This window comes from Aromatoleum toluvorans, from assembly GCF_012910905.1.
In the GTDB taxonomy this organism is placed as follows: domain Bacteria; phylum Pseudomonadota; class Gammaproteobacteria; order Burkholderiales; family Rhodocyclaceae; genus Aromatoleum; species Aromatoleum toluvorans.
In genome coordinates, this window is sequence record NZ_WTVN01000010.1 from 77,885 (window position 1) to 103,916 (window position 26,032).

The following is a 26,032-nucleotide window of genomic DNA, read 5'->3' on the forward strand; positions in this document are numbered from 1 at the left end:
CTTTCCCGCCCTACGAGTGATGCTACGGTCCGCACTCATGTCCTTCCCTCATTCATTCCTCTTCGGCGACCATCGAAATCGCTCGCTGCGGGCATTCGCGCGCGCAGATGCCGCAGCCCTTGCAGGTGGCGAGGTTCATGTCGAACCAGCCGGCGCGCTCGACGACGCACTGCACCGGGCAGTACAGCCAGCACACCGCGCATTTCACGCACTTGCGGCGGTCGACGACCGGGCGCAGCGAACGCCAGTCGCCCGGCAGCATGCGGCTATACTCGGTCGCGATCGGGCACAGGGTCTTCGGGATCGCGCCCGCATCGAAAAGCGGCACCGCCTGCTTCTTCATGCCGCCTCCCGCCGCTCGACGCGATGCACGACCGTGCGCGCGTGGCCGAGCGCCAGCGCACGCCGGTTCTGCGCCAGGCCGCCGTCGCGGAAACTCGTCTCTTCCAGTGCGCGTTCGAGCGCGTCGAGCGACACGAGCCCGGTCGCGCGGGCGAACGCGCCCAGCATCACCGTATTGGTGATCGGCCGTCCGAAGACCTCGCGCGCGATGCCCACCGCATCGCACACGGCGACCGTCGCGACCGACACCGGCACCACGATGTCCTGCGGCGCGAGCCGGCTCGCCTGCACCAGCGTGCCGCCGGCGCGCAGGCCGGCGAAGATGTCGACGACGCGCGGCAGCGACGAGTCGATGCACACGACGCAGTCCGGCGCGTAGATGTTCGTCATCGCCCGCATCGGCGTCTCCGACGCGCGCAGGTAGGCCGCGACCGGCGCGCCCCTGCGCTCGAAGCCGAACTGCGGCACCGCGACGACATGCTTGCCCTCGGCAACCAGCGCCTTCGCGAGTATTCCGGCGGCGAGCACCGTCCCCTGGCCGCCGCGTCCGTGCAATCGCACCTCGAACATGCGCCCTCCGTCAGGCCGGCACGAGCGCGAGCACGCGCAGCGGGCTGCCCGAGCCGCCGACGAGCTTCAGCGGCGACGCGACGACGACGGCCCCGGTCGGCGGCAGGCGGTCGAGGTTCGCGAGGCTCGCGAGCCCGAACTTGCCGTTGCCCTGCATGATGTGGTGCGTCCAGAACGGGGGGTCGAAGCTGTGCGCCTGGCCCGCGTCGGTGCCCACCGTCTCGACGCCGACGCCCAGCACGTCGCGCTCCAACGCGAGGAGTTCGGTCGCGCCGCGGTCGAAGCCCGGCGAATGCGGCCCGTCGTCGCGGCAATTCAGGAATTCGGCGACGCCGACGCGCTTCGACCAGTCGCTGCGCAGCAGCACCCAGGACTTCGGCGGGATGCGACCGTGCTTCGCCTCCCATGCGAACACCCCGTCCCGCGTGAGCAGGAAGTCGGGGTCGGCCGCCGCCTCGCGGCTGATGTCGATGACGCAGGCGGGACCGACAAAGCGCTCGGCGGGGATCGTGTCGAGCGTGTTGTCGGCGCGATCCTTGCCGCTGACCCAATGCACCGGCGCATCGAAATGCGTGCCGGTGTGCTCACCCATGCGGATCGTGCGCCAGTACCACGCCGGCCCCTTGTCGTCGTACTGCGAAATCGTCTCGAAGCTCACGCCGGGCGAGTTCGCGAACGGCGGGGGCAACCCCAGCACCGGCGTATCGGGGCCGAGCGGCTGCGTCAGGTCGACGACCCGGATCGCGCCGCGGGCGAGCTCCGCGGCGAGCTGCGTCAGTACATTTCCATTGGCGGTCATGCTTCTCTCCTCAGTCGTCAAGCGTGAAGGGCACTACCGCGGCGCCTGTTGTGCGGGCGGACTCGTGCCCGCCGGCGCCGTCGCGGATGCGTTGCGGATGGGTGTAGACGGTCGCGGAAGCGCCGCGGACGAAGCCGCACAGCGTGATGCCGGCGCGTTCGGCGAGTTCGATCGCGAGCGAGGTTGGCGCGGACACGGCGGCCACGAGCTCGAAACCCGCGCGCGCGGCCTTCGCGACCATCTCGTAGCTCAGGCGCGAGGACAGCACCACGCCGCAGCCGGCGAGCGGCACCTCGCGCAGCAGGCATTCCCCGACCACCTTGTCGAGGGCGTTGTGGCGGCCGAGGTCCTCGGCGACGGCAAGGATGCCGCCCTGCGGCGAGAACACCGCGGCAGCGTGCGCACCGCCGGTCGTGCGGAAGAGGCGCTGCCGGCGCTGCATCGCCGCCATCAGCGCGGTCAGCTCCGATGCCGCGAGGCGCAGCCGCGCCGCGACCGGCGCGAATTCGTCGAAGCCATCCTCGATCGCCTCGCGCCCGCCGCACACGCCGCAGGAGCTCGCGACGACCACGTCGCGCCGCTTCACCGCGACGCGCTCGGGCGCGTGGAGCCGCATGCGCACAACCTTGCGTCGGTCGGGACAGACCGCCATCGTCGCGATATCGGCGAGACCGCCGATGATCCCTTCCGAATACGCGAAGCCCGCCGCGAGCGCCAGCCGCTCGGGCACCCTCTCGGACACCATCGCGTCGCCCAGCACGCCCTCCCCGGCGACGAAGCCCATGGCACCGTCATCGTCGCCGTCGGCCGGCGTCCACATCAGCGTGTAGCGTCCGACGCCTTCGACGTCGATCGTCAGCGCGTCCTCGTCGATGACGCGACAGGTCGCCTCACCGCGCGCGTCCCCGGCGGTCAGGCGCAGCGCGGACACCGCGCGGCTGCCGCCCGCTCGCCACAACCGGGCAATGCTCGTATGCATCGACCGTCTCCGTCGCCGCGGCTCAGTGCCGGAACCGGTATGCCAGGCTCAGCGCCGGATCGTAGCCCCCGGCCTTGAACACCAGCACGCGGAAGGCGTAATAGCCGGTGAGCTCGAGGCCGGCGACCGCGAGCATCCAAGCGAAGTCCGGCGGCGCGGCCAGCATCATCAGCGCCGAGACGACGAAGCCCGCGCCGATCACGAGCGGCACGAACCAGCGCGCGAAGCCGCCCTGCAGCAGCAGCGCGACCGACTGCCGCCCCGCTTCGGATGCGTGGCGCGCACCGTGCAGCAGGCTCAGCACCGTGACCAGCCCGTAGAGCATGAGCGCGACCGCGAGCACCTGCAGCAGCCGCACGGTGTCGGGCCGATCCGCGAGGAAGGGCTCGCCCAAACCGAACACGAGCGTCAGCAGCACGCCGTTCAACAGCGCATAGGTCAGGCTCGCGACGGGCATCAGGCCGCTGCTCCACAGCGTGATCGCCGATGAATGCGACATCGCGAAGCCCTGGTAGATCATGATGACGAAGCACGCCGCGAGCGCGACCGCGGCGACGAGCTGCGACACGCCGGCCGGCAGCAGGCCGGCACGCACGTCGATGAGGTGCAGCGCGCCCGCGACGACGAACAGCACGATCGCCGCGAGCCCGCGGCTCACCCACGACGTGCGCACCTTCGTCAGCGCGCGCCAGCCGCGCAGCGGCTGCCCGAGGTGCAGCATGTGCCCGCCGGCCTTGCCGAACAGCACCATGAGGAGGCCGGCGAACATGCCGAGCGCGAAATCGAAGAACTGCGCGACGAAGTACAGTCCCGCGCCGGCCTCGCCGAAGAAGAAGGCCGTGGCCATCTGCACGCCCCACGCCTTCTGCAGGCCGACGCCGACGCGAAAACTGCCATCCGAGATGCGGTTGCTCGCGAGCATGTGCTTCCCCTTCAGTCGATGTAAAACACGCGCGGGTTGGTGTTCTTCTCCGGCAGCGGCTGGCGCCCGCGGCGTTCCAGGATCAGCTGGCGCGGCCGGCTTGTCGGGTCGTCGAGGTCGCCGAAGATGCGTGCCTCGGTCGGACAGGTCGCGACGCACGCCGGGAGCAGGCCGGCATCGACGCGCTCGTGGCAGAACGTGCATTTGACGACGGTGCCCACGGTGAAGCGCCCGATGCCCTGCTTCTCGAAGGGCGTGAGGCGGCCGCCGCCGAACAGCCCCTCGTTCAGCATCTCCGGCTCGAGGCGCGTGCGCTGGTCGTACGGACACGCGACGATGCAGGTCCCGCAGCCGATGCACTTGTCGCGATCGACCATGACGATGCCGTCGGGACGCGTGTAGGTCGCGCCTGTCGGACAGGCGCGCTCGCACGGTGCATCCTCGCAGTGGTTGCAGATCGTCGGCACGTAGCTGCGCGTGACGTCGGGATACTCGCCGACCTCCTCCGACAACGTCTTCGTGAAGAACACGCCGTCGGGCAGGCTGTTCTCCTGCTTGCACGCGACCGCGCACGCATTGCAGCCGATGCAGCGGCGCAGATCGAAAACCATCCCCCACGTGGCCATCAGTGCGCCCTCCCCTTGCCGCGGCCTTGCCCGAACACCGAGTTGCCGGCGGCGATCTCCGCGGGCACGGCACCGAGCTTCGTCAGCTTCACTTTCGCGACCGTCTCCGGCTGTCCGCTGCACGCGTCGGTGTGCCGCAGGTTCGCCGGCAGCAGCTGATTGAAGTTGCCGCCGCCGTGGCGCACGCCGGTGTTCTGCGTCGCGACACGCGTGAGCGCGTTCGACACGCATACCGCATCGGGATGGACGCCTTCGGACAGCGCGAGCCTCGCGACGATCGCGCCGTACGGCGACTCGATGCGCACGATGTCGCCCTCGTCGAGCCCTCGATCACGCGCGCTCTTCGGGTTCAGCAGCACCGCCGTATGCACCGGGTCCTTGAACACGATGTCGTTGATCCACGGATTGCCGATGCTCTCGCCGAAATTGATCTGGATGTCCTTGAACGTGATCGCGTACAGGTCGAAGTCGGCCGGCTCCAGGTGCACCGGATCGGGCACCGCCGTCGGCAGCGGCTGGTAATCGCCCCACTCCCACTCGTGGCGGAACGGCACGTCGGCCACTTCCATCTTCTGGCGCAGCGTGTCGCGCGCGCGCACGATGTCCTCGATGTAGAAATGCAGCCGCAGCCCGTCCCACGGCCGGTACCACTTGTCGGGGCGGCGCGGCGTCACCGCGTGGCCGTGCTCGACGTACCAGTCGAGATCCTTGCCGTTCCACAGCTTGCCCTTGCGCTCGGCGATCTCGCGGTCGCTGTACTTGCGCTTCGGTTCGAGCAGCAGTTCGGGCTGCTGGTGGAAGCCATTGACGAAGTTGAGGATGCCGTTCCAGGTCTCGAGCACGCCGAGCCGCTCGGAGATCTCGTAGAAGATCTCTTCCTCGCTCTTCGTGTCGTACAGCGGCGGCGTCGCGGGCTGGCGCAGGCACATGCCCTCGTGATGGGGCGGCTCGATCATCGTCATGTTCCACGACTCGAGGAGATCATGCGACGGCAGGATCACGTCAGCCCACTCGTTCGATTCGTTGGGCAGGATGTCGATCGCGACGATGAAGCGCATCTCGCGCAACAGCGCGTACCACTGCTCGCGGTCGCCGGGCAGATTCCACAGCGGGTTGGAGTGGCACATCAGCAGCGTGTCGGGGCGGTAGTCGAGCCCGAACTTCTCGGCGTTCGCGAGCGTGTGCTGCGTCAGGTGCCCCGGATCGACGCCGATCGGGAAGAAGCCCATCAGGTGCGTCTCGTTGGGTGGCCACGAGAACGGCACCTCGGGATGGAGCTGGTGCGGCATCGTCTGCATCATGCCGTTCTCGCCGGCCTGGATCTGCCCACAGCCGCCGCGGATGTCCTGCATCTGATCGTCCAGCGTGACCCCGACATGCCCGCCCGGCGTGTCGATCGCGCCGACGAGGAAGTTCACCAGCTTGAACGCCTGGTTCGCCATCGCGCTGTACTTGTGGCCCTGCGCGCCGCGGTAGTAGTTGTACGCGGCGGGGCGCAGCGGCAGCATGCGACCGTCGATCTCGATGTAGGAGCCGATCTGCGCCGCCTTCGCGAACTCGCGCGCGATGCGCCGCGTCGTCGCCGCCGGCACGGTCGTCAGCGTCTCCATCTGCTCGGGCGAGCAGTCGGCGAGGATGTCCTTGAACTTCTGGAACGCCGGCCGGCAGGGCTTGCCGTCGACGGTGTAAGTGCCTTCGAGCGCGAAGTCCTTGATCTCGGGGTCGTCCCACAGCCGCGCGCAGTTGTCGACCGCATCCCACACGTAGATCTTGCCTTCGCCGTTACGCACGAAGTACCCGTCCGGCCCGACGAGGTAGGGGGCGTTGGTGTCCTTCTTCAGGAATTTCGCGTCGTAGAGCTTCTCCGCGACGAGCACGTGGGCGAGGCCCAGCGCGAACTGCCGATCGGTCGCCGGGCGGATCGGCACCCACTCGTTCGCCTTCGCGGCGCCGATCGACAGGCGCGGCTCGACGACGACGACCCGCATGTTGCGCTCGACGCGCGCCTTCGCGACGTGATTCGCCTGGGCGGCGGTATGCAGGTGCGAGGAGAAGCCGTCGCCACCGCCGTTGTTGATCCAGTAGTTGCAGTAATTGACGTCGTTCGCCGCGGCGAAGGCGGAATGGATGAACCCATTCATCGGGTGGTAGCCGCCGCCGCAGAAGTTGCCGACCGACGACAGGTAGTTCGCGTTGCCGAGCGCCGCGGGCCAGGCCCACAGGAAGAGCTTCTGGAAGTCGTTGATCGCCGGCAGCAGCTTGCGCGGATCCTCGTCCAGCGTCTTCTTCAGCTCGCGGCCGACGAGATCCAGCGCCTCGTCCCAGCCGATCGGCGCCCACTTCGGATCGACGCCGGGCCCCTTCTGCGGGTTGGTGCGCCGCAGCGGCGTCCTGAAGCGCGCCGGATCGTAATGCCGCAGGATCGCCGCATTGCCTTTAGGGCACAGCCGCCCGTTGTTGCTCGGGCTAGTCGGGTTGCCCTCGATCTTGTTCACGACACCGTCTTCGGTGACGTGGACCCGCGTGATGCAGGAATGAATGCACATCTTGCAGCTCGAATTGAGCCACTTGCCCGGCTTCATCGAGTTCTGCACGGGCTGCGTGAGAGTCTCCATTGCCGCTCCTCGGTGGAAAGTCGCGTCGCTTTTTCGAGGCTCTACACTATTGGAGCGCCCACGGCCGGGCTATCCGGCGACTGCGGCGCCTATCCGGGGACAGCAGATGTTTCCGGAGCGCGTTTCGTAGGGCGGAAAAGCCGAAGGCGCCTTCCGCCGCATGGTCGCGTCTGCGCCGGAAGCGCGCAGTCCATCTGGCTAGGCGAAACTGAGGACGACCGGTTGGAAGGCGGAAAACGCAGGGCACCTCAATTTGCTGCCTCACCCAAGTGGTGGCAACGGCATGCACCTAACGCTCAGCGGACGGCAAAATGCGCAGCTTTTTGACGGTCCGCTGGAGCGGAAAGTTGGGCGTCTCGTTGACGACTGTAGTCACCGTTTGCCAGACGATTTGATGCGTTCGTCGCATTCCCAAAACGCTGTGAATTGGCCGGCCTGTAGAACGCCGTCACACGCCTGGGCGGCGAGCGCTTTTCGTCGTAGATACTCTGCTCGCGAGATGCCGTAGCGTTGGGCTTCGCTCGAGTCAAGTATTTCCTGTTGCACAGGGTCCAAACCTTCAAGCCCGAAAGCAAGCAGCTCATCGCGCGTCAGCACACGGATGTTCTCCGGAGGGACTCTCAGCATGGCGTCGTAGAGCGTGTCGGATACGTTCATGTCCTGGAAGAACATACGAACCAGTGTCTGTAGCTCGCGATACTCGCGTTGAGCAGTGTCATAGTCCTTGGCACCAGTATCAGTGCTGAAGGGACGATGGATGCCGACGGTTCCCGGAGCAATTCGGCTTGTAGCTCCGGCCAAAAGGAACACGCAGGAACTAAGACAGACGTCGCTTTGGCCGCCGACAGCGGTAGCGCGGAGGCGGCGCATCCACTTGGCGAGTTCGATAGCAGTGCGTACGTCGCCGCCTCGTGAATTGAGACGAAAGGTCATCGAGAGCCTTTGCGACAGCGCCCGTTCGATGATTGGTCGCAACAGAACAAGATCTGTCGGGCCGATAAAGCCGGAGATCAAGAAGCAGCCGCCGGTGTCGGGACAGGGGCCGGGCATTGGTGCAACGTCAGCCACGGAGGCGCCGGATAGCGCCGCAAGGGTGGCAGCAAGAAGGAGCGGGCGAAGACGAGACCACGAGGAAAGCATTAAAATCCCCCAACAACAGGCCTACCGGCCATTCGTGCGATCTTCTCAGCTACGAGCGACTCCGAACGCTGCCCAAGACGCCAACGAATGCCGTTGACCAGGCGCCAGCGCGAACCGCGACGGGTACCCAACGGCGACGACTTTGGGCGCTCAGGTTAAAGGCGGGATGGACGTCATACTGATTTCTCAAGTCCAGCCAGTGTCGAAGATCTGCCTCGAACGATTAGGTTTCTGCTCATAGGCTGCGCCTGCTTCGTCGACAAAAGTTCCGTTCAACAGTACTGACAAGCCCTCGGGAATCGGTGCGAGTAGGCCCTTTCGAGGCTTTTCCATTGTCCTCCAGTATTCCATCCACCGCGGTATCCGAAGCTCCTCTTTCAATTCGAGCAGTTCGGCTTGGGCACTGGGATCAGTGAGTTCCTTTGGATACCAGAACTTACTGAATGGGCCCAGCAGTGATTTCCGGCAAAGAGGCTGATCAAACTTATCTCCGTAGAGCGTTTCCGAACACGCGATGATTGGCGCAACGGCGTCAACCAGACGGCGATTGAATGCCTCTCCAGCCTCGACGCTGACCGAGTAGTGTGCGCGGTAGCCATTCGCGCCGTTCATGAGCTGATCGAAAAGCGTAGACGTCAGCGGGATCGTGACGGAGACCCGGAAATATCCATCCCGATCTCCGCAAGGTTCCGGCCCTTCGGGCAGGGCACAGTACCCGCGAATCGCTCGCTCCGTCTGTGTGACCAGGGCATCAATTATTTCGTCAGGCGAAGCTTCTGGCGAATGATGACCCCATAGCTCGGAAGAAGGAAGGAGAACTTTCGTCATGACGGCGCTTCTTATGACGCCCAACGTGAAAGCTCAGCCGCCCGGTCGGCTGAAGCGTATCGTTGGGCTCTATCTTCGACCCGGAGCACGAGTATACGCATCAGCAAAATCCTCAGCAGAAGGTGCCTGAAAAGTAAGCCAATCCCGTGCGAAGGATTGTACTTGCGCTAGCGGGACGTTCTCAGCAAGAAATCCATCACCCGGCAGTCCGGTGCTCTTGTTTACAATTAGGCTCGTAATTGGAGGGAGGCCTTTTTCGGTGCAAAGCTGCTGAATAGGGCGAAGAAAATCACCAATGCTTGGAGCAGGAACTCCGCACGCTTGTGCGACAAGCTCATACGTGAGCACTTGGCGATTGCGAGCTGCTAGAACGAGGATGCTCCAAAGTTGCTGCGCTCTTTCCTCTCGTCTCATGTATTCCTCTCCGTGATGCCGTTTATGGACGCCTAACGTTCGCCCCGGTCGGCTCGACGCGGTTGTTAGGGCCGATTTCGTCTATGCTTTTCAATGAGCACCAAAACCTCTCTGGCTAGCTCTTCGGCCTTTTCCGGCGTGTCGCAACGGCTCGCGGTAAACCGCTCAACAATTGCTCCCTCGTTACTGAGGATACGAGTTCTGGCGTTGGCCTCCGCAGGCGTCTCCTTGTGCACGGTGTCACCGTCAATTTCAATGCAGAACACGATACCGTCTTTGATCAAAATGAAATCAGGCTCGATCCGCGAGTATTCTTTGCCACCCTTAAGAAACACTGGCAAAGGTGCAAAAGTCAACCCCTTACTCTTCAGAGCTCTATAGAGGTTAATCTCGGGAACAGATCGAAATAGCAGGCCATCGCACTGACGGCTGGCGATGTTGTTGGAACGGACCCGCCCTTGGTTAGTAATGCCTTCACCCGAAAGCCAATCTCTTGCATCCTGTTGCCAACTTTCCGACTCAATGAGCTGCGGCGAGATTGCGATGCCACCAATCCACGTACGATCGTACCGGTGCAAGAATGTACCGAGCCTTTCCTGAATCGCTTTCGCGATGGCATCGAGCTCGGCATTTATTTCGAGGTAGATGGCCTGAGGTACTTCGAGATAGACAGTGTAAATGTCGGTTCCCCCGTCCCAATTATCGAATCCCGTTTGATCGGCCGAAATCGTGGCGTAGGACAGGATAGAAACCAGTTTCGCGTTTCCTTCGTGAGCGAAAAGCCGTGCAACGTTCTGTACGAGCAGGTTTATATCTTTTCCGAAGTCGCCTGTCTGCGGCATAAATTTAAGGCCCTAACGTTCGACACCAAGTGTCGAGATGAAAGTGTTATCGGACAGCGTGAATGTCCTGTCGCCCACTGACAAGCCAATGTTTTGCAAGGCGGTATACGTCATGGTGTCCGAGATCGTGGGAAAACCCCTCCTCCCCCGTGTCCGTCGCGCCCCCGACCCCGCAACTGCTTGACCTCGTGCATGAATGCTTCGGTTGAAGCATCACAGCATGCAGACCTAAACGACGTAGCTCGTTGGATCAGACGATACAACATGTTTCGGGGCCAGCACCATCTCGGTGACATGGGAAAGCGCCAGATGGAGGCGTTCCTGACATCGTTCTCGGCGGAGGCGCCCTTCCCAACAAGAAAAAAAAGGGGCGCTTTCGCGCCCCCCTTTCCTCGACCTACCCTGCGGTCGTCAACTCCCCCGCATGTACTGCACCGAGAACAGCTTCGTCGGACTCATCTCCTGGTCCAGATGCACCTTGAACTTGCCGGTCGAGCAATGCTTCGCCTGCACGTCGATGATGCTGAAGCCGTCGTTGATCGCCACGCCGCGCCCGGCGTTCTTCGGCATGTGGCTCTCCGAATCCGTGTAGGCGATGATGAAGGTCTTCCACAGCTCGCCCTTGCGGTCGTAGATCTCGTTCAGGCTCAGCGCGTAGGTCTCGGCATCGACGTAATGCACGCGCTTGCTGATGACATGGTCGGGATTGACCGGCACCGACTCGATGACGTAGGTCTTGCGCAGCTGCCACGTCACGTTCGGGAAGCACGCCCCTTCGCCGCCGAAGTCGATGAACTTGAAGCCGTCCGCCTCCTTCGGCTCTTCGGCGAGCTTCTGCTTGTTGTGCGCGTAGAACGGCACCAGCAGGTCGCGCGTGCCCTTGTATTCCCACTTCATGTCGCGCATGCGCCCGTTGTAGCCCTCGAAGTCCTCGACCATCAGGTCCGAGCCGAGGAAGGGGTCCGTGACCTGGTTCGACGCGAGGCGGCGCACACGGCGCTGGAAGCCGAGGTACAGATACACTTCGTCGAGCTTCGCGTCGTCCGAGAAGCGGCTGATGAGGAGCTGCGTGTCCTTCAGGTCCTGCGGCTCATGCACCTTCAGGTAGCCCGAGCGCAGCAGCTGCGACGGGTTCGGCTCGACCTCCGGGCGCGGCTCCTGGTCGACGCGATGCTTCCACTGGATGATGTGGTACTCCTGCTTCAGCGTGCGCTCGACCTTGCCGCTCGCCATGTTCTTGTATTCCATGTACCACGGCCAGATCGTGTAGCTGTCGCCGATGCGGTTGTTGTGCTGGAAGTTCCAGAACACTTTCTCGCCGGCGCGCGGGTCCTTCGCGTCGGGCTCCTGCGGGAAGGGCCGGCCGGCGACGAAGCCCACCAGATCGCCGACGTTGGAACCCAAAGACACCTTGTTGAGGTTCTTGCGCGTCGCGTCGATGTAGTTCTTGCTGATGCCGAACGAGTAGGTTTCGCCGACCGCGAGCGTGGTCTGCCCGCTCTTGATGAACTGCGCCATGCTCGGGATCAGCGAGGCCTTGGCGGCCTCGACGTTGCCCTTGTCGATGACCATGCCGGGCTTGACGCCCGCGACCGCGGGCACGCCGCCCTTGTACGGGCCGAAGCTCTTGTCGACGTCGGCCTCGGTCGCGGCCTGCGCCGTGCCGATCGCGCCGGCCGCCAGCAGCATCGATGTCATTGTCCTCATCTTCATTGTCGTCCTCCTCCGGATCAGAATTTGTACTGCATCACGAACTGCAACTCGTCTTCCTCCTGCGCCATGCCGATCGGGCCGGCACGGAAGCGGCCGAGCGGCTCGAATCCGCCCAGGCCCAGCGATCCGTCGTTCGGCCCCTGCCCCGGCGAAGCGGAGAAGGGATGGAAGGGGTTGCAGGTGCGGCAGTCGTCGAACTTGCGCGCGCCGCGGCCGACCTTGACGTTGGCGCCGATCGTGAGCTTCAGGTTGTCGCTGACGAGCCAGTCGATCGACGGCGCGATCGTGGTCGCCTCGCCGCGGAAGTCGTGGGCCATGATCACCTGCGGGCTCAGGCGGTCGTTCAGGTAGAAGCCTTTCAGGAGCAGCGTGAAGATGTTGTTGTCCTTCCAGTCGGGCATGCCGACCTTGCCGAGCGGCCGGTCCTCCAGCTCGTGATCGAGCAGGTGCTGGCCGAACAGCTGCGCCGAGATGAGGAAGGCGCGGGTCTTGTTGAGGAACGGGATGAAGGTCGGGCGGTCCCAGCCGACCACGTAGCGGAACACGCGCGATTCGGAGAACAGGCGCTTGCGCAGGCCGTTCGGGAACTCCTCGCCCTCGGTCAGCGCGGCCTCGAGCCGGAACACCGACTTGATCGCATCGACCTGCAGGTCCATCGAGCCGCCGATCAGGTTCACGCGCGGGAAATGTACGTCGAACGCGATCAGGTAGGGATAGGGATGCGGTTGCGGCTGCGTGTCGACGGCACCGACGGGGTCGAAGGGATTGCGCGCCGGGATGCCGCCGCGCAGCGAAGGCAGCTGCGAGCGGTAGGTCAGCGCATTGAGCGAGAAGCCGACGCCGCTCTTCTGGCCTTCGAGCTTGACGCCCAGCTGCGTGTTCGCCAGCGACCAGCTCGGCAGATGCGCCTTGCGGATGCCGATCTGGTTCGGGCCGAAGTCGGTCGCCGCCAGCCCCGGCAGACCGAGGTTCGCGAAGTTCGCGACGGTGCCGCCGTTGTCCCACAGGTTCTTCATGCCGCGCATGAAGCAGCCCGCGTCGAGGATCACGTTCGGGCTGCCGCACTGGCCGATGTTGTGCGGGCGGAACTTGTCGAAGTTCCACACGACGGCGAAGTTCAGGTCGTCGAAGGTCTCGGTCGCCCCGGCGCGGTACTCCGCCTGCATGATCCACATCGGAATGCGGATGTCCTGGAGCTCGTCGTAGATATTGTTGCGCGAGTAGTCGACCGGGTTGATGACGTCGAGCACGCGGAAGAGGTCGGTGCGCCCCCACACCACCTGCTGCTTGCCGACCTTCATGAAGACGCTCGAGCCGTCGTCGAAGGGCACCGAGCCGGTGACGTAGGCTTCGCGGATGAAGTCCCATCGGTCGTTGAACTCGGGCGACTCCAGTTCCTGGCGCGTCGCGTCGAGGTAATCCTTGATGCAGCCGCGCGAGTCCTTGTCGCACGGGCGCACCGGCACCGCGAACGCCACGCCGCCGTCGGTGCGGTGCAGGTGTTCGCCGAGCACGACCAGCCCCTCGTTGGGGTTGTAGCGCGGCGCCGAGGGGTCGGTCGAGTTGAAGCCGAAGGCGCCGCCGCCGGGCAGTTCCGCGAGCCCTGCGGTCAGGGGGTTCGCCGGGCTGCCGAGGCCGCCACCGTGCGGTACGGTGGGCCCCGGGATGCCGATGGTGTTCTCGAGCTGCACCGCGCGGCCGGCCTTGTTGCCGTAGGTGTCGTCGTTGATGCGATAGACGCCGTCGAATGTGCCACGCAGCTTCAGGTTCACGCCTACGTCGTCGAACGCACCGCGCCGTCCGAGCTTGCGGTCGATGTCGACCTTCAGCGTGTTGCGGAACTTCGACAGCCCGACGTCGCGGCGCGCGAACGTTGCGTTCTCGTAGACGACGTCCACGCGCGCTTCCTCGTTCGGGATGTCGCCGGCCGCGGCACTGCCCGGTTGCGCCGCGCCGACGGCGAGCGTCAGCATGCCGGCCGCGAGCGGCGCGTTCCCGCGCCGATGCTTTCCTGCGGATTTCCTCACCATCGTCCTCCCCTCGTTGTTATCGGCCGCTTCAGGCGACCTGCAGCACGCCGTCTTCGTCGAGCCGCGCCTTCGTGATGAAGGCCGGCTTGAACATCACGACCCACGCCGGCATCAGCAGCATCGCGGCGAGCGCGTTGAGCACCAGCATCAAGGTCAAGAGCAGTGCGGAATCCGCCTGGAAGCGCAGATCGGACAGGAGGACCCACATGATCACGCCCGCGATCAGCGTCACCGCCGTGAACACCACCGCGAAGCCCGTCGTGCCCGCCGCGGTGCGCACTGCCCGGCCGAGGTCGCCGCACGCGGCCATCTCCTCGCGGATGCGGTTCATGATGTAGATCGCGTAATCGATGCCGACGCCGATGCCGACCGCGATGACGGGCACCGTATTGACGTTGATGCCGATGCCCCGGGCGCCCATGTAGGCGTAGGTCATGACCGTGGCGAACAGCATCGGGAGCACCATCAGCCAGCCGGCATGGAGCGAGCCGTAGGACAGGGTCACGAAACCAAAAGCCAGCGCGATCACGAGCGGCACGATCAGGCGGTTGTCGTCGTCGACGGCGTCGTTGATCGCGGCATTGACGCCGATCGCGCCGCCCCCCAGGCGCAGCTCGAAACCGTCCACCGCACCGACCTTCGCGATGCCCTCCTCGGCCACATGCACCGCGCGCCGGATCGTGTCGGCCTGCTTGTCCTTGTAGTAGAAGACGAGGTTCGCATCGCGCTCGTCGGCATCGAGGAACTCGGCGAGCGCGCCGGGAATGGGGCTCGCCGCCATGTATGCGAAGAGCAATCCGCCGATCGCGGAGGCCGACTCGGGGATCTGGTTCCAGCGCGGATCGGTGTTGTGGATCATGCCGTTCACGGCGCGGACGAGGCCGGGCAGCGCCTTCGTGCCGCCGAGCGCCGGGTCGAGCAACATGTGGTGCTGGAAGCGTTCGATCGCGCGCAGCACCTCGGGCCGCTTCAGGCCGCCCTTCTCCTGCGTGCGGGCGACGATGTAGAGCTCCTCGGAACCCGGGAAGCGCGCGTTGATCGCGCGCGACGACACGTTGTAGTCGTGGTCCGGATACAGCAGCGGCGAGCCGGCCTCGGCCTCACCGATCTTCACCCGCGCGGCGAGTCCGACACCGACGACGAGCAGCACCGTGGCGACCGTCAGCACCGAGGCCGCGGCGCGACGCCCGGCGACGACACCGAACACACGCTCGACCACCGCGTGCGCCAGCCCCCGGCGGTTCTCGGTGTTCCGCGGGGCGGGCAGCAGCCACAGCAGCAAGGGCACCACCAGCAGCACCGTGAAGAACACCGAGAAGGCCCAGAAGCCTGCGTAGTAGCCGAGCTTGGTGTTGATAGGCGCAGCACCGAGCGCCAGCACGGCGATGCCGATCGCATCCACCGTGATCGCGAGCGAACCCGGCCGGAACAGGTCCTCGAACGCCGCGCGCGCCGCCACGCGGCCGTCCCGACTCGTCGCAAGCTCGGCGTAGTAGCGCTCGACGAGCTGGATGCTGTGCGACATCGCGCGCGCGGCGATCAGGAACGGGATCACGAGCGACAGCGGATCGAGGTTCCAGCCCATCTTCGACACGAACCCGAGGCCCCAGATCGACGACAGCGCGATGCCGACGAGCGGCAGCGCGACGCCGTAGAAGCGGCGGAAATACGCGACCAGCAGGCCGACCATCAGCAACAGCGTGTACAGGAAGATCTGCAGGATCTGCGGCAGGTAGGTGTAGACCCAGCCGATCAACACAGGCTGACCCGTCGCGTGGATCTGCGTGCCGGCGGCCTGCTCCTTCGCACGCACCGCCTGCAGCTCGGCGAAGATCTTCTCGTAGTCGATCGCGCCGGCTTCGTTCATCTGCGCCTTCACGAGCGCGGCCTTCGCGTCGGGCGACACGAGCAGGCCGTAGATGCGCGGATTGGCGCGCACCTCCTTGCCGAGCGCCTCGAGCTCCTCGGCCGTCAGCGCCGGGCGCTGCGGGTCGTAATACGGCTGCGAACGCATCTCGCCGTCCTCGGTCAGCCAGATCTTCCGCGCCGTACGGTGCGTCAGGCTGGAGACGAGGTTGTGATTCACGCCCGACAGACTGTCGACGGCCTGGGTGACGCGGTGGATAAGCGCCAGCGTCTCGTTCGTGAAGATCGTGCCGTCCTCGACCTCGACCGCGACGACGATCTGGTTCGCGCCGCCGAAGGTGTCGCGGATCTCGTTGTGCAGCCGGATGAACGCGTGGCCCTGCGGCAGCAGGTCGGCGAACTCGGTGTGCATCTTGAGCGCCGGGATCTGCAGCGCGAAGTACGCGGTGAGCGCCAGGATCGCGGCGAGCACGAAGCGCGGGAACGCGAAGATCTTCAGTTCGAGTTGGTGCAGCGCGTGGGTGAATTGGTGTCGCACGGGCGCTCCTTACTTCGGCGTGGCGGGGATGGAGGAAACGATGTCGAGCGTGCCGGCGCCGCCGGCGACGAGGAGCCCGCGCCCGGCGAGTGACACGCCGCTGCGCAGGTAGGGCGCCGGACGGCCTTCCGCGGACTGCCACTGCCCGTCGCGCAGCGCGAGCACCAGCCCGTTCGCGCCGAACGCGTACATGTGCTCGTCATGACGCGCGAGGCCGTACATGGGCGCGCCGGTCGGATTCGGCTGCTTGTGCCAGCTCGCGCCGCCGTCGGTGGTGTGCAGGATGGTCCCGGCGAGCCCGCTGACCCAGCCGGTCTGCGCGTCGGTGAAGAGCGCGCCATACGGATAGAAGTCGTTCGGGATCGGCGTGCCATCCTGCCAGCTCTCACCGCCGTCCTGCGTCGTCAGGAAGCTGCCGAATTCGCCGGTGATGACGCCGTGCCGCTCGTCGACGAACTGCACCGTCGTGAACATCTGATCCTGGCCGAGCGAGGCGTCGCGCCACGTCGCGCCCCGGTCCGCGCTCGACAGGATCGCGCTCTCGCTGCCGACGACCCACAGCTGCCCCGTCGGGTCGCAGGCGAGCGCGAGCGGCGTCGCCTCGCTCGAGATCGGGCGGGCCGTCCACGTGGTCGCCGTGGCGTCGCCGACCCACACGCGGCGGCCGAAATCGAGCGCGACGAAGCCGCCATCCGGACACACCGCGACGCCGATCAGCGACGCGCCGGCATCGACGACCTGGCGCCGCCAGCTCTTGCCGCCGTCGGCGGACGACACGACGACGCCGTTCGCGCCGACCGCCACGAGCACACCCGGATTGGCGACCGCAGCCTGGAACTGGTCCGAGCGCAACACCGCTTGGGATTGTGTCTCGGCAAGTTCGGCGAGATTGGCCGATGCGCTGCAGCCGAGCAGACCGGAGTGCGCGAGCGCGAGCGCGAGCGCGAACGCGAACGCGAACGGCAGAAGACAGGTACGGAAGCGGTCGATCCCAATCATGAAGTCCCCTTGCGATCAGCAACGACGCCCCTTCAGGGGCTGCGAACTCTTGGGCTGGGGTTGAATGCTCCGACGCGCACGACGCACGCGCGCCGGCGCATCTGCGACTCGGCCGATTCCGCTTCCGGCTCTGTGATCGGGGTCACCCCCCGGCGTCGCACGACATCGGAAAGGTAAGGATTTCGGGGATGGGGCCGCTATCCACGGAATGCCGCGCCTATCCGCGGAGTTCCGAACAATTTCTTTCGGGGGAGCGTCGCCCGACGGGGGGAGTCTTGTCGGAGCGTCGAGGTTCGTGTCGGCCGCCAGGTGCGAATGCACCGGCGTCATGGGCACGAGCTCGATCTTCGGCACTGACCCGCAGCGGAGGCCGGTCGTGATGAACCCGCTTTTACGATTCCTTGATGCCGGCTCACCCTTGCTCGGACGAGCAGTAGCCTTCAGGGATGGGGCAACTTTGAGTATTCAGAGCGGGCCGGCAGGAACAGGCCAAGATCGGACAATCAACCTTTGCCTCCAGACAGAACTACCGCCTGCCGAGCGCGGGATATCTGCGCCGCTTCGCCGTCCGACCATTCCATTTGCGCATTTCCACATTCTGCGCTGTATGATCTGCGTATAAGTCGGGTCTTCCCGAACGGGCCCGTGGAATCAAAGCCTCTTGGTGATCTGCATTCTGGCTGACGCGGCACTTCACCGCATATATATAACATCTGCTGTTTGCAAATCGTTAGCCACACAATCTCTGGATACGCTAATGAATACAGAACAATGGCTTGACGAAACTCTACCACGTCATGCTCGCCTAACTCAGGCCGTCGTAACCATAATTGAAAACCTTCTTAAATCAAGGGAAATCGATTATTTGACAATCACGGGTCGAACCAAGGATAAACAAGGGGCTTTAGAGAAGATAAAGCGCAAAGGCTACAAGGATCCAGCAAAACAACTGACAGACCTCTCTGGCATAAGGATCATCGTTTTCTTCGAATCTGATATCCAAGCTGTGTCTGAATTAGTAACAGCGTCCTTCTGCGTTGACAAGGAAAATTCTTTAAATAAGGACAGACTTCTCTCCACGGATCAAATTGGGTATCGATCCGTGCACTTCGTCTGCGATCTTGGCGACCAGCGAGGAACCCTACCCGAGTTTCATGGCCTTTCGGGTTTGAAATTTGAGTTTCAGGTACGAACGGTACTTCAACATGCGTGGGCCGAACTAGCCCATGACAGGAACTATAAGTTCTCTGGGAAGCTCCCGCGCGAAATAGAAAGAAAGCTTTACCTTTACGCAGGAATGCTTGAGATCGCAGACAAAGGATTCGATGAAATATCAACGCAGATCGACGACTACATCCGTTCTCTTCAACAGAGATCTGCCGAAGGGGATTTAAGCGCCGAAATTGATTCAATCAGCTTGGCGCAATTCATTGAGGACTGGAGCCGGGAAAACGATTTCCCACTTGATGAAGCGTTCTTCAAGGACAAGTACGGAGAGCTAGTCGAGGAACTCAAGCAATTTGGCGTCACTACACTATTCGATCTGAAAGAAATAATACCAAATGGTTACCAGAAAATATCAAAACAGGTGGGGCATTCAACCACTGCGTACGGTCTTATTAGGAACTGGATGCTAATTACGGATTGGCGCCGATTCCTTCGAGAAGTCACTTTTAACTGGGTCATGTCCGAACCAGAAATATTTAGGGCATACTTCGACGTCAATGAATTCTCAGAGTTTGCAAAATCATTTGAGTGGGAGATAGAGTCGAATGAAGTAAGCGACGAAGATGACTTCGATATAACCAACTAAGAACACATGCCATCGTGCTTTAGCCCGTCGCCATGCCTCAACAACGCCACTAGCATTATGCGTCGATTGGAAATATCAAACTTCAACTTATCAAACCCGGCTCTTGGAATAACTTCTTCGATCGTCACTATTTAGCAGCCGTCCACACTCAGCAAAACCATTTGAATCCGAGGTATCTTCAAAGTAAGTTAATACTCAATCTGAAAGCAGTCATCGATTGCAAATTAGCGCCGACAACTACCACACCCAAATGGGGCCGCGGTCAATCACTTATTTCTTCGGCGTTAAGATAAAATAGAAATTAATATGAATATTTTTTGTGGATCTTGATCGTATTAGGGCTTCTATATAAAGGTGTTGCCTTAGCTAATCAGTCTGCTTTAGGTCGATCACTCTCCACCGTCACCCGCCCCGTCCCCGCACCGGCGTCTCCCCGCCCAAAAAAACACGGCCGCCCAACGGCGGCCGCACTGCTGCCCAACTCCGTCCGGTAGCCGGTCAGCGATTCCCCCTTATGCTTGCGTAATCCCGCACGCCCTTCTCCAGAATGCCCTTCAACACCTTCTCCGGCGTGATCGGCGCCTCCGTGAACTGGATCCCGATCGCGTGGAAGATCGCGTTGGCCACCGCGCCGACCGGACTCACGAGCCCCGACTCGCCGACGCTCTTCGCACCGAAGGGGCCGATCGGATCGGCGTCCTCGACGAGGATCGTCGTGATCCTCGGCATGTCCTCCGGGCCGAACATCTTGTAGTCGGTGAAGCTGTTGTTCTGCACGCGTCCCTTGGCGTCGTAGTCGATCTCCTCGCTCAGCACGAAACCGAGCCCCTGCTGGATGCCACCTTCGAGCTGCCCCTCGACCGCCGCCGGGTTGATCGCCCGGCCGATGTCGTGCGCATTGACGAGTTCGATCACACGCACCTCGCCGGTCTCGGTGTCGACTTCCACTTCCGCGAACGAGGCACCGAAGGGCGGCGAGTTGTGCGGCGCGAAGAAGCTCACGTAGCCCTGGATCTGGCCCGGCACCCCGCCCGGTTCGCCGGTCATGGGGTCGACGAAGTGGTACACGCCGGCGCGCGTGATCGCCTCGGCCTCGATGCCCCGCGCCGGGTCCGCCTTCACGAAGATCCGCTTGTCGCGGATATCGAGCTGGTCGGCAGGCACACCGAGCTGCAGCGACGCGCGCTCCAGAAGCTGGCGCCTGGCCTCCTCGCACGCCTTCTTCACCGCCGCGCCCCCCACATAGATCGTACGGCTGGCGTGCGCGCCGATGTCGAAGCCGGCGACGTCCGACGTGCCGCCCGACAGCTGCACATGGTCGAACGGGAAGCCAAGCGTCTCGGCGGCGATCTGCTTCAGGGCGGTGTGCGAGCCCTGCCCCATGTCCGAGCAGGCGAAGAGGATCTCGGCCGTCGCATCCTCGTTAAGCTTCACGGTGCAGGCCGTGTGCTCCAGCAGCATCGGCATCGCGCCGCTGGTGTGGTTCATCACCGCGACGCCGACGCCGCGCCGGATCGTGCCCTCCTGCCTGGCGTACTTGCGGCGCTTTTCCGTCCACCCGATTGCGGCCGCTCCGCGGTCGAGGCACTGATCGAGGGCGCAGGACGGATAGGTGACGCCCGGACACCAGCCGTCGTCGCCGACGCCCTTGTGCCATTTCTTGCGCCATTCGACCGGATCGGCGCCGAGCTCGGCGCAGCCGCGGTCGATCAGCTGTTCGAGCACGAAGTTCGTCTGCGGATTGCCGTAGCCGCGGTAGGCGCCGGTCAGGCCCTGATTCGTGAAGTAGGACTCGCCGCGGTAGCGCAGCGTCGGGAAGCGGTACATGCCGCCGAGCCAGGCGCCGGCCGTGAAGGCGGTGCCGGAGGCATCGAGGTAGTAGCCGCCCTTGTAGTTCTCGAAGCGGGCGTCGCACGCGACCGGCGTGCCGTCGCGCTTGAAGCCGATCTTCATCCAGTACTTACCCGGATGGCGGCTCGGCGAGATCACCCAATCCTCCTCGCGCAAGGTCTGCAGCTTCACCGGATGGCCCGGAACTGCCAGGGCCATGGCGCAGGCCTGCGGTTCCGAGATCATGCCGAGGCGCGTGCCGAAGCCGCCGCCGATCACCGTCGGGACGATCTTGACGAGGTTCATCGGCAGGTCGAAGAGCTTCGCGAGCTTGCGCTGCACGAGCTTGGGCATCTGCGAAGAGGTCCAGCACGTGAGCCGCCCGCCGCTGTCGACCTTCGCGACGTACGCGTGCGGCTCCATCTGGCATTGCTTCTGTTTCGGGACGTAGAACGCGTCCTCGACGACGATGTCCGCGTCGCGCATAGCACCTTCGACGTCGCCGCCGCCGAGCGCGTGGTTCGGGAACATCGGCTCCGGCAGCTGGAACGCCAGGTTGCCGGGCTTTTCCGGCGTGAACTGCACCGCACCCGGCGCCCGCGACGCTTCCGCGGTCAGGTACACCGGCAGCGGCTCGTATTCGACGACGATCTTCGCCGCGGCGCGCTCGGCCGCCTCCTCGGAGCGCGCGATGATCCCGCAGATCGCATCGCCCTGGAATTTCACGTGCTCGGTGAAGATGGGCTGGTCGTCGATGTCGCCGAGCATGTCGTGCATCGACTCGGACACCATCAGGTCGAGCACCGACGAGTTGTAGCGCTTCGGCGTGACGTCCTTCGGCCCGATCACGCGCACGACGCCCGGCGATGCCGCCGCCGCCGACAGGTCCAACCGCTTCACGCGCGCGTGGGCATGTTCCCAGCAGCGCACGACCTTGCCGTACAGCATGCCCGGCAGCTGGATGTCGGCCGCGTACTGCGCCTGCCCGGTCGCCTTGTCGCGCACATCCACGCGCGGCGCGTTGGTGCCGACGATCGCTTGCTCGCTCATTGCACGGCCTCCTTGCAGGGTTCGACCGCCGCGGCACGGCCCGGCATCGTCTGTGCCGCCTTCTTCACCGCCTTCACGATCTTCTCGTAACCGGTGCAGCGGCAGATGTTGCCCTCCAGCGCGTGGCGGATCTCGGCCTCGCTCGGGTCGGGGTTCTTCGCGAGCAGGCTCGCCGTCTTCATCACCATGCCCGGCGTGCAGTAGCCGCACTGGATCGCGGCCTCGTCGACGAAGGCCTGCTGGATGTGATCGAGCCGGCCGAAGTCCGACAGCCCCGCGACCGTCGTGATGCGCTTGCCGTCCATCGTCGCGGCGAGCGTCAGGCAGGAATTGACCGCCTTGCCCTCGACGAGCACGGTGCAGGCACCGCACTCACCCGTGCCACAGCCATATTTGGTTTCCGTCATGCCGAGCTCGTCGCGCAGCACATCGAGCAAGGTGCGATTGACCGTGACGGTGAGACTATGCGCCTCGCCGTTGATGTGCAGCGTGATGTTCCGATCCTTCATTCCTGTCTCCTCGTTATGTCCGGGTTCCCGGCTCAGGCCACGCCGCACGCCTGCCGGATCGTGCGTCGCAGCAGCACGCCTGACACCTGCCGGCGGTATTCCGCGGTCGAACGCTTGTCGTCGATCGGGCTGATCTCGCCCGCGACCGCGGCAGCCGCACGCTCCAGCACCTCGGCGGTGAGCGCCTTGCCACAAAGCTGCGCCTCGGTCTGCTTCAAGCGCAGCGGCGTCGGCGCGACACACCCCATCGCAACGCGCGCCTCGACACAGGTCTCCCCGGACATCCGCAGCTGCACTGCAACGTTGAGCTTGGCCAGATCCTCGCTCGTGCGCGTCAACCGACGAAACGCCGAATGCGTACCGGCCGCCGGCGGAGGCAGCACGAGTTCGACCGCGAGTTCATCGGGCTGCCGCGCGGTCTGGCCGTACGAAATCCAGAAATCGTCGATATCGACCTCGCGACGCCCAGCGCGGCCCTGAAACGCAACGGTGCCGCCGATCGCGTAGATCGCGCAGCTACAGTCGCCGGCGGGCGACGCGCGCAGGAGGTTGCCAAGGACCGTCGCCGTGTTCCTGACCTGGCCCGTCGCAAACACCTGCGCGGCGTCCCACAAGGAGCGGTAATGTTGCTTCACGTCGGGCGACTCCAGCAGGTCGGCAACCGTCGCCTTCGCGCCGACCCGCAGACCCTTCGCCGGGTCGTACAGCACGTAGGCGAGTCCCGGTACATATTCGAGGCTCATGACGTACTCGGGTAGCTGCGCAGGCTGCTGCGAGAACTTCAGCGCCACCATGACATCCGTGCCGCCGGCCATCACGGTGATGCGGCCCCCGTGCGTCGCCAGCAGCTCGACCGCTTCGGGGATGCTTTGCGGCAGCAACAGGTCAAATTCCGGCAATGTTCGGCTACTCATTGAGTCACTCCTTTTGCGAAGGGCGGATGACGGCAACCGCACTGCGCAGGCGGAACATCGGCCACCAGCGCATGCGGAACGATGCCGGCGGTGGCTGAGGCTGCGGCCGGACCGCGCGGATGTGAACATCGACAGTGATACCGGCCACGGGGCGCGGAGGCTATCCGACCGATACGGCGGCTATCCGGAAACTTCGAGATTTGTTCGCGGCGCGAGTGAACGACCCGTCAATCGCCGCTTCCGATTCGGCATAAAGGCATCCGATATCGGGCCGCCCGTTGTACGATGATCGTGTCCTGTCACGCGTTACGTTACGAGGAACCTCCATGACCATCATCGTCGCTTATGCCCCTCGCCCCGAAGGCCGCGCCGCGCTGGAAAAGGGTATCGAACTCGCCGGGCGTTTCCAGGAACGCCTCGTCGTTGTCAACGCCGGTCCCGGCGGCACATCGAACGATCCGTCGCTCGCGGACTGCGCGGACGCCGAGGACGTCGAGAAGCGGCTCGCTTCCTGCGGCGTGGAGGCCGAGTTCAAGCAGTTCGTGCGCGGCAACACGGCTGTCGAGGAAATCGAGGACCTGGCCGAGAAACTCCACGCGTCCCTCGTGATCATCGGCCTGCGCAAGCGTTCGCCGGTCGGCAAGCTCTTCCTCGGCAGCACGGCCCAGGACCTGCTGTTGAAGATGGATTGCCCGGTGCTGGCGGTCAAGGCGGGCTGACGCGCCCTACTACGAAGACGGGAGCCTCGTCCTCGCCGTCATCTCGCGGATCTCGCGTTCGCTGAGGACATAGTCGGGACTGTCGGTGAGGCGCTCCACCGCGAAGTCGATGAACCTGCGCACCCGCGCGGGTTGCGCTCGCCGGCTTCCGTAGAAGAGATGGACGCTCATGTGGTCGGTCATGTGCTGCGTGAGCACGGGCACCAGACGGCCCGCGCGCAGGTGCGGCACGGCGGAGAATGCGGCGAGCTGTCCGATGACCCTGCCGTCGAGCACCGCCTGCAGTTCGGTCTCGGTATCGTTGGTCGACAAGGCGGGGGGAAACTCCCGCTGCACCAGCTCGTCGCCCACCTTCAGAAACCAGGGATAGACCTGGCCCGTTGCAGGACGACGGAACACGCTGCAACGGTGATCCGAAAGCTCGTTTAACGTCTTCGGTATTCCAAAGCGTTCGAGATATCTCGGGGCGGCACAGATCACGAGCGGCACCACAAAAAGCTTGCGGGCGATCAGGCCCTCTTCGGGCGCGGCGCCGATGCGGAATCCGACGTCCGCCCGCTCCTCCACCCAGTTCGCGATCTGGTCGTCGAGATGGAGATCCGGCTGCACGTCCGGATATTCCTCGCAGAACGCGTTGATCACCGGCCATAGCAGCGTCGCGAAACTCGATCGCGGCGCGATGATGCGCAGTGGGCCCGCGATCTCGTCCTTGGCAACCGTTACCCGCTGCAATGCGCGTTCGAGCATCGCCATCGCCGGTTGGGCCGACTCCAGGAATTGCTGACCTTCGTCGGTCAGCGCGATATGTCGGGTCGTGCGGTGCAGCAGACGCACGCCGAGGTGTTGCTCGAGCTGCGCGACGGCCTGACTCGCCGCCTGCGGACTGACGCCGAGCGCCGCAGCCGCCTTGCGCAGGCTTCCCAGCTCCACGGCCTTCGTGAAGGTGCTGATCGCGCGCATCTCGTTGATAGGCATCCCAAGGCTCCCGGCATCGATTCCGCCGGGATTATCAAGTTTTTATTGATACTGGTTCAAGCCTTTGCACGCTATACGCTGAACAATCCAGCCCCTAAGCTTCATGCCACGAAAATAACGGATCGAGAGGCGGCGCAATCGGCCGCGCATCCGTGACGTCTTTCGCCAGTGCGAAGGGCCAACTGAAATGAATCACACTCAAAACAGGAGTGCTTCGTGAAAACTCGCACACTCGGCAACGGCCTCGAAGTGTCCGCCCTGGGCCTGGGCTGCATGGGCCTGAATTTCGGGTTCGGCAAATCGGTGACCAAGGACGAAACCTCGGGTCGGCCGCGCTTGAACTGAGCCCCGGCGACCTTGAGGAAATCAGCACCGCAGCGCGGATCAGGATTCAGGGCGAGCGCTACCCCGAAGCCCTGGAAAGGATGACCGGCCTGTGACCGGGCCTGTCGTGAAGGCCGCCAAACGCGCGGGCGGGAATGCTCCCGCCCTGTCCTCCCCCACCCCATCGAGCACCCAAGAACAATGATCACCCTGCACATCAACGGCCAAGAGCACAGGCTGGACCTGCCCCCGGACACGCCCCTGCTGTGGGCCCTGCGGGATACCCTGGGCCTCACCGGCACGAAATTCGGCTGCGGGGCTGCGCTGTGCGGCGCCTGTACCGTTCATCTGGACGGGGAGGCGATTCGCTCGTGCGTGACGCCGATTTCTGCCGTGGAGGGCCGCAAGGTCACCACCATCGAAGCGGCCACCGAGGGCGGTGACCGAATCGGTGCGGCGGTCCGCGATGCCTGGGTCAGGCACGACGTCGCCCAGTGCGGCTACTGCCAGAGCGGCCAGATCATGAGCGCGATGGCGTTCCTGAAATCGCTGCCCAAGGGCAAGCAACCGACGGCCGCAGAAATCGACGCGGCGATGGCCGGCAACCTCTGCCGTTGCGGCACCTACTCCCGCATCCGTGCTGCCGTCGCCGACGCGGCCCGCGCGCTCGTCTGA

Annotated in this window: 22 protein-coding genes; 4 read left to right on the forward strand and 18 right to left on the reverse strand. The window is 64.3% G+C overall.

The window, feature by feature from the left end; all coding sequences use genetic code 11:
• Nucleotides 1–52 precede the first annotated feature (52 nt).
• The 14 genes from padF to GPA22_RS08775 all read right to left on the reverse strand — a co-directional run bounded on the left by padF (nt 53) and on the right by GPA22_RS08775 (nt 17,223).
• A complete protein-coding gene (gene padF / locus GPA22_RS08710) occupies nt 53–343 on the reverse strand; it encodes an NADH-dependent phenylglyoxylate dehydrogenase subunit delta (protein ID WP_169255697.1) in 291 nt (96 codons plus the stop codon).
• Nucleotides 340–912, reverse strand: a complete 573-nt coding sequence (gene padE / locus GPA22_RS08715; protein WP_169255698.1) for an NADH-dependent phenylglyoxylate dehydrogenase subunit gamma — start codon at nt 910–912, stop codon at nt 340–342. Before padE ends, padF begins: the two co-directional genes overlap by 4 nt.
• Before the next feature lie 10 nt (nt 913–922).
• Nucleotides 923–1,711: a cyclase family protein gene (locus GPA22_RS08720; RefSeq protein WP_169255699.1), complete on the reverse strand. Its 789-nt coding sequence runs from the start codon at nt 1,709–1,711 to the stop codon at nt 923–925.
• Between the two features lie 10 nt (nt 1,712–1,721).
• A complete protein-coding gene (fdhD, locus tag GPA22_RS08725) occupies nt 1,722–2,690 on the reverse strand; it encodes a formate dehydrogenase accessory sulfurtransferase FdhD (RefSeq protein ID WP_169255700.1) in 969 nt (322 codons plus the stop codon).
• Nucleotides 2,691–2,712: 22 nt separating this feature from the next.
• Nucleotides 2,713–3,612, reverse strand: coding sequence for a DmsC/YnfH family molybdoenzyme membrane anchor subunit (locus tag GPA22_RS08730; protein ID WP_169255701.1), 900 nt, complete (start codon nt 3,610–3,612; stop codon nt 2,713–2,715).
• Between the two features lie 11 nt (nt 3,613–3,623).
• Entirely contained in the window at nt 3,624–4,238 is a 615-nt protein-coding gene (locus tag GPA22_RS08735; protein WP_169255702.1) for a 4Fe-4S dicluster domain-containing protein, read from the reverse strand.
• Complete coding sequence (locus tag GPA22_RS08740) at nt 4,238–6,853, reverse strand: molybdopterin-dependent oxidoreductase (protein WP_169255703.1); 2,616 nt, start codon at nt 6,851–6,853, stop codon at nt 4,238–4,240. The genes GPA22_RS08735 and GPA22_RS08740 overlap by 1 nt, the downstream gene beginning before the upstream one ends.
• 372 nt (nt 6,854–7,225) lie before the next feature.
• Complete coding sequence (locus tag GPA22_RS08745; RefSeq protein ID WP_169255704.1) at nt 7,226–7,921, reverse strand: hypothetical protein; 696 nt, start codon at nt 7,919–7,921, stop codon at nt 7,226–7,228.
• A 258-nt stretch (nt 7,922–8,179) separates the two neighbouring features.
• Complete coding sequence (locus tag GPA22_RS08750; protein WP_169255705.1) at nt 8,180–8,821, reverse strand: hypothetical protein; 642 nt, start codon at nt 8,819–8,821, stop codon at nt 8,180–8,182.
• A gap of 479 nt (nt 8,822–9,300) precedes the next feature.
• Complete coding sequence (locus GPA22_RS08755; RefSeq protein ID WP_169255706.1) at nt 9,301–10,077, reverse strand: hypothetical protein; 777 nt, start codon at nt 10,075–10,077, stop codon at nt 9,301–9,303.
• A gap of 411 nt (nt 10,078–10,488) precedes the next feature.
• Complete coding sequence (locus GPA22_RS08760; protein ID WP_169255707.1) at nt 10,489–11,790, reverse strand: DUF1329 domain-containing protein; 1,302 nt, start codon at nt 11,788–11,790, stop codon at nt 10,489–10,491.
• Nucleotides 11,791–11,807: 17 nt separating this feature from the next.
• Nucleotides 11,808–13,820: a DUF1302 family protein gene (locus GPA22_RS08765; protein ID WP_169255708.1), complete on the reverse strand. Its 2,013-nt coding sequence runs from the start codon at nt 13,818–13,820 to the stop codon at nt 11,808–11,810.
• A 28-nt stretch (nt 13,821–13,848) separates the two neighbouring features.
• Entirely contained in the window at nt 13,849–16,224 is a 2,376-nt protein-coding gene (locus GPA22_RS08770) for an MMPL family transporter (RefSeq protein ID WP_169255709.1), read from the reverse strand.
• 9 nt (nt 16,225–16,233) lie between these two features.
• Nucleotides 16,234–17,223 (reverse strand): YCF48-related protein, encoded by a 990-nt coding sequence (locus GPA22_RS08775; RefSeq protein WP_169255710.1) that lies wholly within the window; start codon nt 17,221–17,223, stop codon nt 16,234–16,236.
• 757 nt (nt 17,224–17,980) lie between these two features.
• On the opposite strand from GPA22_RS08775, the gene GPA22_RS08780 reads away from it, so the two are divergent.
• Complete coding sequence (locus tag GPA22_RS08780) at nt 17,981–19,036, forward strand: GTP pyrophosphokinase (RefSeq protein WP_169255711.1); 1,056 nt, start codon at nt 17,981–17,983, stop codon at nt 19,034–19,036.
• A 498-nt stretch (nt 19,037–19,534) separates the two neighbouring features.
• Here the strand turns inward: GPA22_RS08780 and GPA22_RS08785 are convergent, their stop codons facing one another.
• From GPA22_RS08785 to GPA22_RS08795, 3 genes are read right to left on the reverse strand one after another with little or no spacing between them, the layout of a single operon-like run.
• Nucleotides 19,535–21,916 (reverse strand): xanthine dehydrogenase family protein molybdopterin-binding subunit, encoded by a 2,382-nt coding sequence (locus GPA22_RS08785; RefSeq protein WP_169255712.1) that lies wholly within the window; start codon nt 21,914–21,916, stop codon nt 19,535–19,537.
• Nucleotides 21,913–22,425, reverse strand: coding sequence for a (2Fe-2S)-binding protein (locus GPA22_RS08790; protein WP_169255713.1), 513 nt, complete (start codon nt 22,423–22,425; stop codon nt 21,913–21,915). The genes GPA22_RS08785 and GPA22_RS08790 overlap by 4 nt, the downstream gene beginning before the upstream one ends.
• 32 nt (nt 22,426–22,457) lie before the next feature.
• The gene (locus GPA22_RS08795) at nt 22,458–23,339 is read right to left on the reverse strand and encodes an FAD binding domain-containing protein (RefSeq protein WP_246264193.1); all 882 of its coding nucleotides are present in this window, start codon (nt 23,337–23,339) and stop codon (nt 22,458–22,460) included.
• A gap of 326 nt (nt 23,340–23,665) precedes the next feature.
• Here GPA22_RS08795 and GPA22_RS08800 point away from each other — a divergent pair, with 326 nt between their 5' ends.
• Nucleotides 23,666–24,058, forward strand: coding sequence for a universal stress protein (locus GPA22_RS08800; RefSeq protein WP_169255714.1), 393 nt, complete (start codon nt 23,666–23,668; stop codon nt 24,056–24,058).
• Nucleotides 24,059–24,067: 9 nt separating this feature from the next.
• Here GPA22_RS08800 and GPA22_RS08805 read toward each other — a convergent pair whose 3' ends face one another.
• On the reverse strand, nt 24,068–25,033 hold the full coding sequence (locus GPA22_RS08805; RefSeq protein ID WP_169255715.1) for a LysR family transcriptional regulator: 966 nt from the start codon (nt 25,031–25,033) through the stop codon (nt 24,068–24,070).
• A 216-nt stretch (nt 25,034–25,249) separates the two neighbouring features.
• Here GPA22_RS08805 and GPA22_RS22920 point away from each other — a divergent pair, with 216 nt between their 5' ends.
• Together GPA22_RS22920 and GPA22_RS08815 are read left to right on the forward strand one after the other, a co-directional pair.
• Nucleotides 25,250–25,378 carry a hypothetical protein gene (locus GPA22_RS22920; RefSeq protein WP_281374117.1) on the forward strand — a complete coding sequence of 43 codons (129 nt, stop codon included), beginning with the start codon at nt 25,250–25,252 and terminating at the stop codon, nt 25,376–25,378.
• A 180-nt stretch (nt 25,379–25,558) separates the two neighbouring features.
• On the forward strand, nt 25,559–26,032 hold the full coding sequence (locus GPA22_RS08815) for a (2Fe-2S)-binding protein (protein WP_169255716.1): 474 nt from the start codon (nt 25,559–25,561) through the stop codon (nt 26,030–26,032).

What these genes read in the sequence shown, in the direction of transcription:
- padF (WP_169255697.1), bottom strand. Translation starts at nt 343, where the DNA reads ATGAAGAAGCAGGCGGTGCCGCTTTTCGATGCGGGCGCGATCCCGAAG.
- padE (WP_169255698.1), bottom strand. Translation starts at nt 912, where the DNA reads ATGTTCGAGGTGCGATTGCACGGACGCGGCGGCCAGGGGACGGTGCTC.
- GPA22_RS08720 (WP_169255699.1), bottom strand. Translation starts at nt 1,711, where the DNA reads ATGACCGCCAATGGAAATGTACTGACGCAGCTCGCCGCGGAGCTCGCC.
- fdhD (WP_169255700.1), bottom strand. Translation starts at nt 2,690, where the DNA reads ATGCATACGAGCATTGCCCGGTTGTGGCGAGCGGGCGGCAGCCGCGCG.
- GPA22_RS08730 (WP_169255701.1), bottom strand. Translation starts at nt 3,612, where the DNA reads ATGCTCGCGAGCAACCGCATCTCGGATGGCAGTTTTCGCGTCGGCGTC.
- GPA22_RS08735 (WP_169255702.1), bottom strand. Translation starts at nt 4,238, where the DNA reads ATGGCCACGTGGGGGATGGTTTTCGATCTGCGCCGCTGCATCGGCTGC.
- GPA22_RS08740 (WP_169255703.1), bottom strand. Translation starts at nt 6,853, where the DNA reads ATGGAGACTCTCACGCAGCCCGTGCAGAACTCGATGAAGCCGGGCAAG.
- GPA22_RS08750 (WP_169255705.1), bottom strand. Translation starts at nt 8,821, where the DNA reads ATGACGAAAGTTCTCCTTCCTTCTTCCGAGCTATGGGGTCATCATTCG.
- GPA22_RS08755 (WP_169255706.1), bottom strand. Translation starts at nt 10,077, where the DNA reads ATGCCGCAGACAGGCGACTTCGGAAAAGATATAAACCTGCTCGTACAG.
- GPA22_RS08760 (WP_169255707.1), bottom strand. Translation starts at nt 11,790, where the DNA reads ATGAAGATGAGGACAATGACATCGATGCTGCTGGCGGCCGGCGCGATC.
- GPA22_RS08765 (WP_169255708.1), bottom strand. Translation starts at nt 13,820, where the DNA reads ATGGTGAGGAAATCCGCAGGAAAGCATCGGCGCGGGAACGCGCCGCTC.
- GPA22_RS08775 (WP_169255710.1), bottom strand. Translation starts at nt 17,223, where the DNA reads ATGATTGGGATCGACCGCTTCCGTACCTGTCTTCTGCCGTTCGCGTTC.
- GPA22_RS08780 (WP_169255711.1), top strand. Translation starts at nt 17,981, where the DNA reads ATGAATACAGAACAATGGCTTGACGAAACTCTACCACGTCATGCTCGC.
- GPA22_RS08785 (WP_169255712.1), bottom strand. Translation starts at nt 21,916, where the DNA reads ATGAGCGAGCAAGCGATCGTCGGCACCAACGCGCCGCGCGTGGATGTG.
- GPA22_RS08790 (WP_169255713.1), bottom strand. Translation starts at nt 22,425, where the DNA reads ATGAAGGATCGGAACATCACGCTGCACATCAACGGCGAGGCGCATAGT.
- GPA22_RS08795 (WP_246264193.1), bottom strand. Translation starts at nt 23,339, where the DNA reads ATGAGTAGCCGAACATTGCCGGAATTTGACCTGTTGCTGCCGCAAAGC.
- GPA22_RS08800 (WP_169255714.1), top strand. Translation starts at nt 23,666, where the DNA reads ATGACCATCATCGTCGCTTATGCCCCTCGCCCCGAAGGCCGCGCCGCG.
- GPA22_RS08805 (WP_169255715.1), bottom strand. Translation starts at nt 25,033, where the DNA reads ATGCCTATCAACGAGATGCGCGCGATCAGCACCTTCACGAAGGCCGTG.
- GPA22_RS08815 (WP_169255716.1), top strand. Translation starts at nt 25,559, where the DNA reads ATGATCACCCTGCACATCAACGGCCAAGAGCACAGGCTGGACCTGCCC.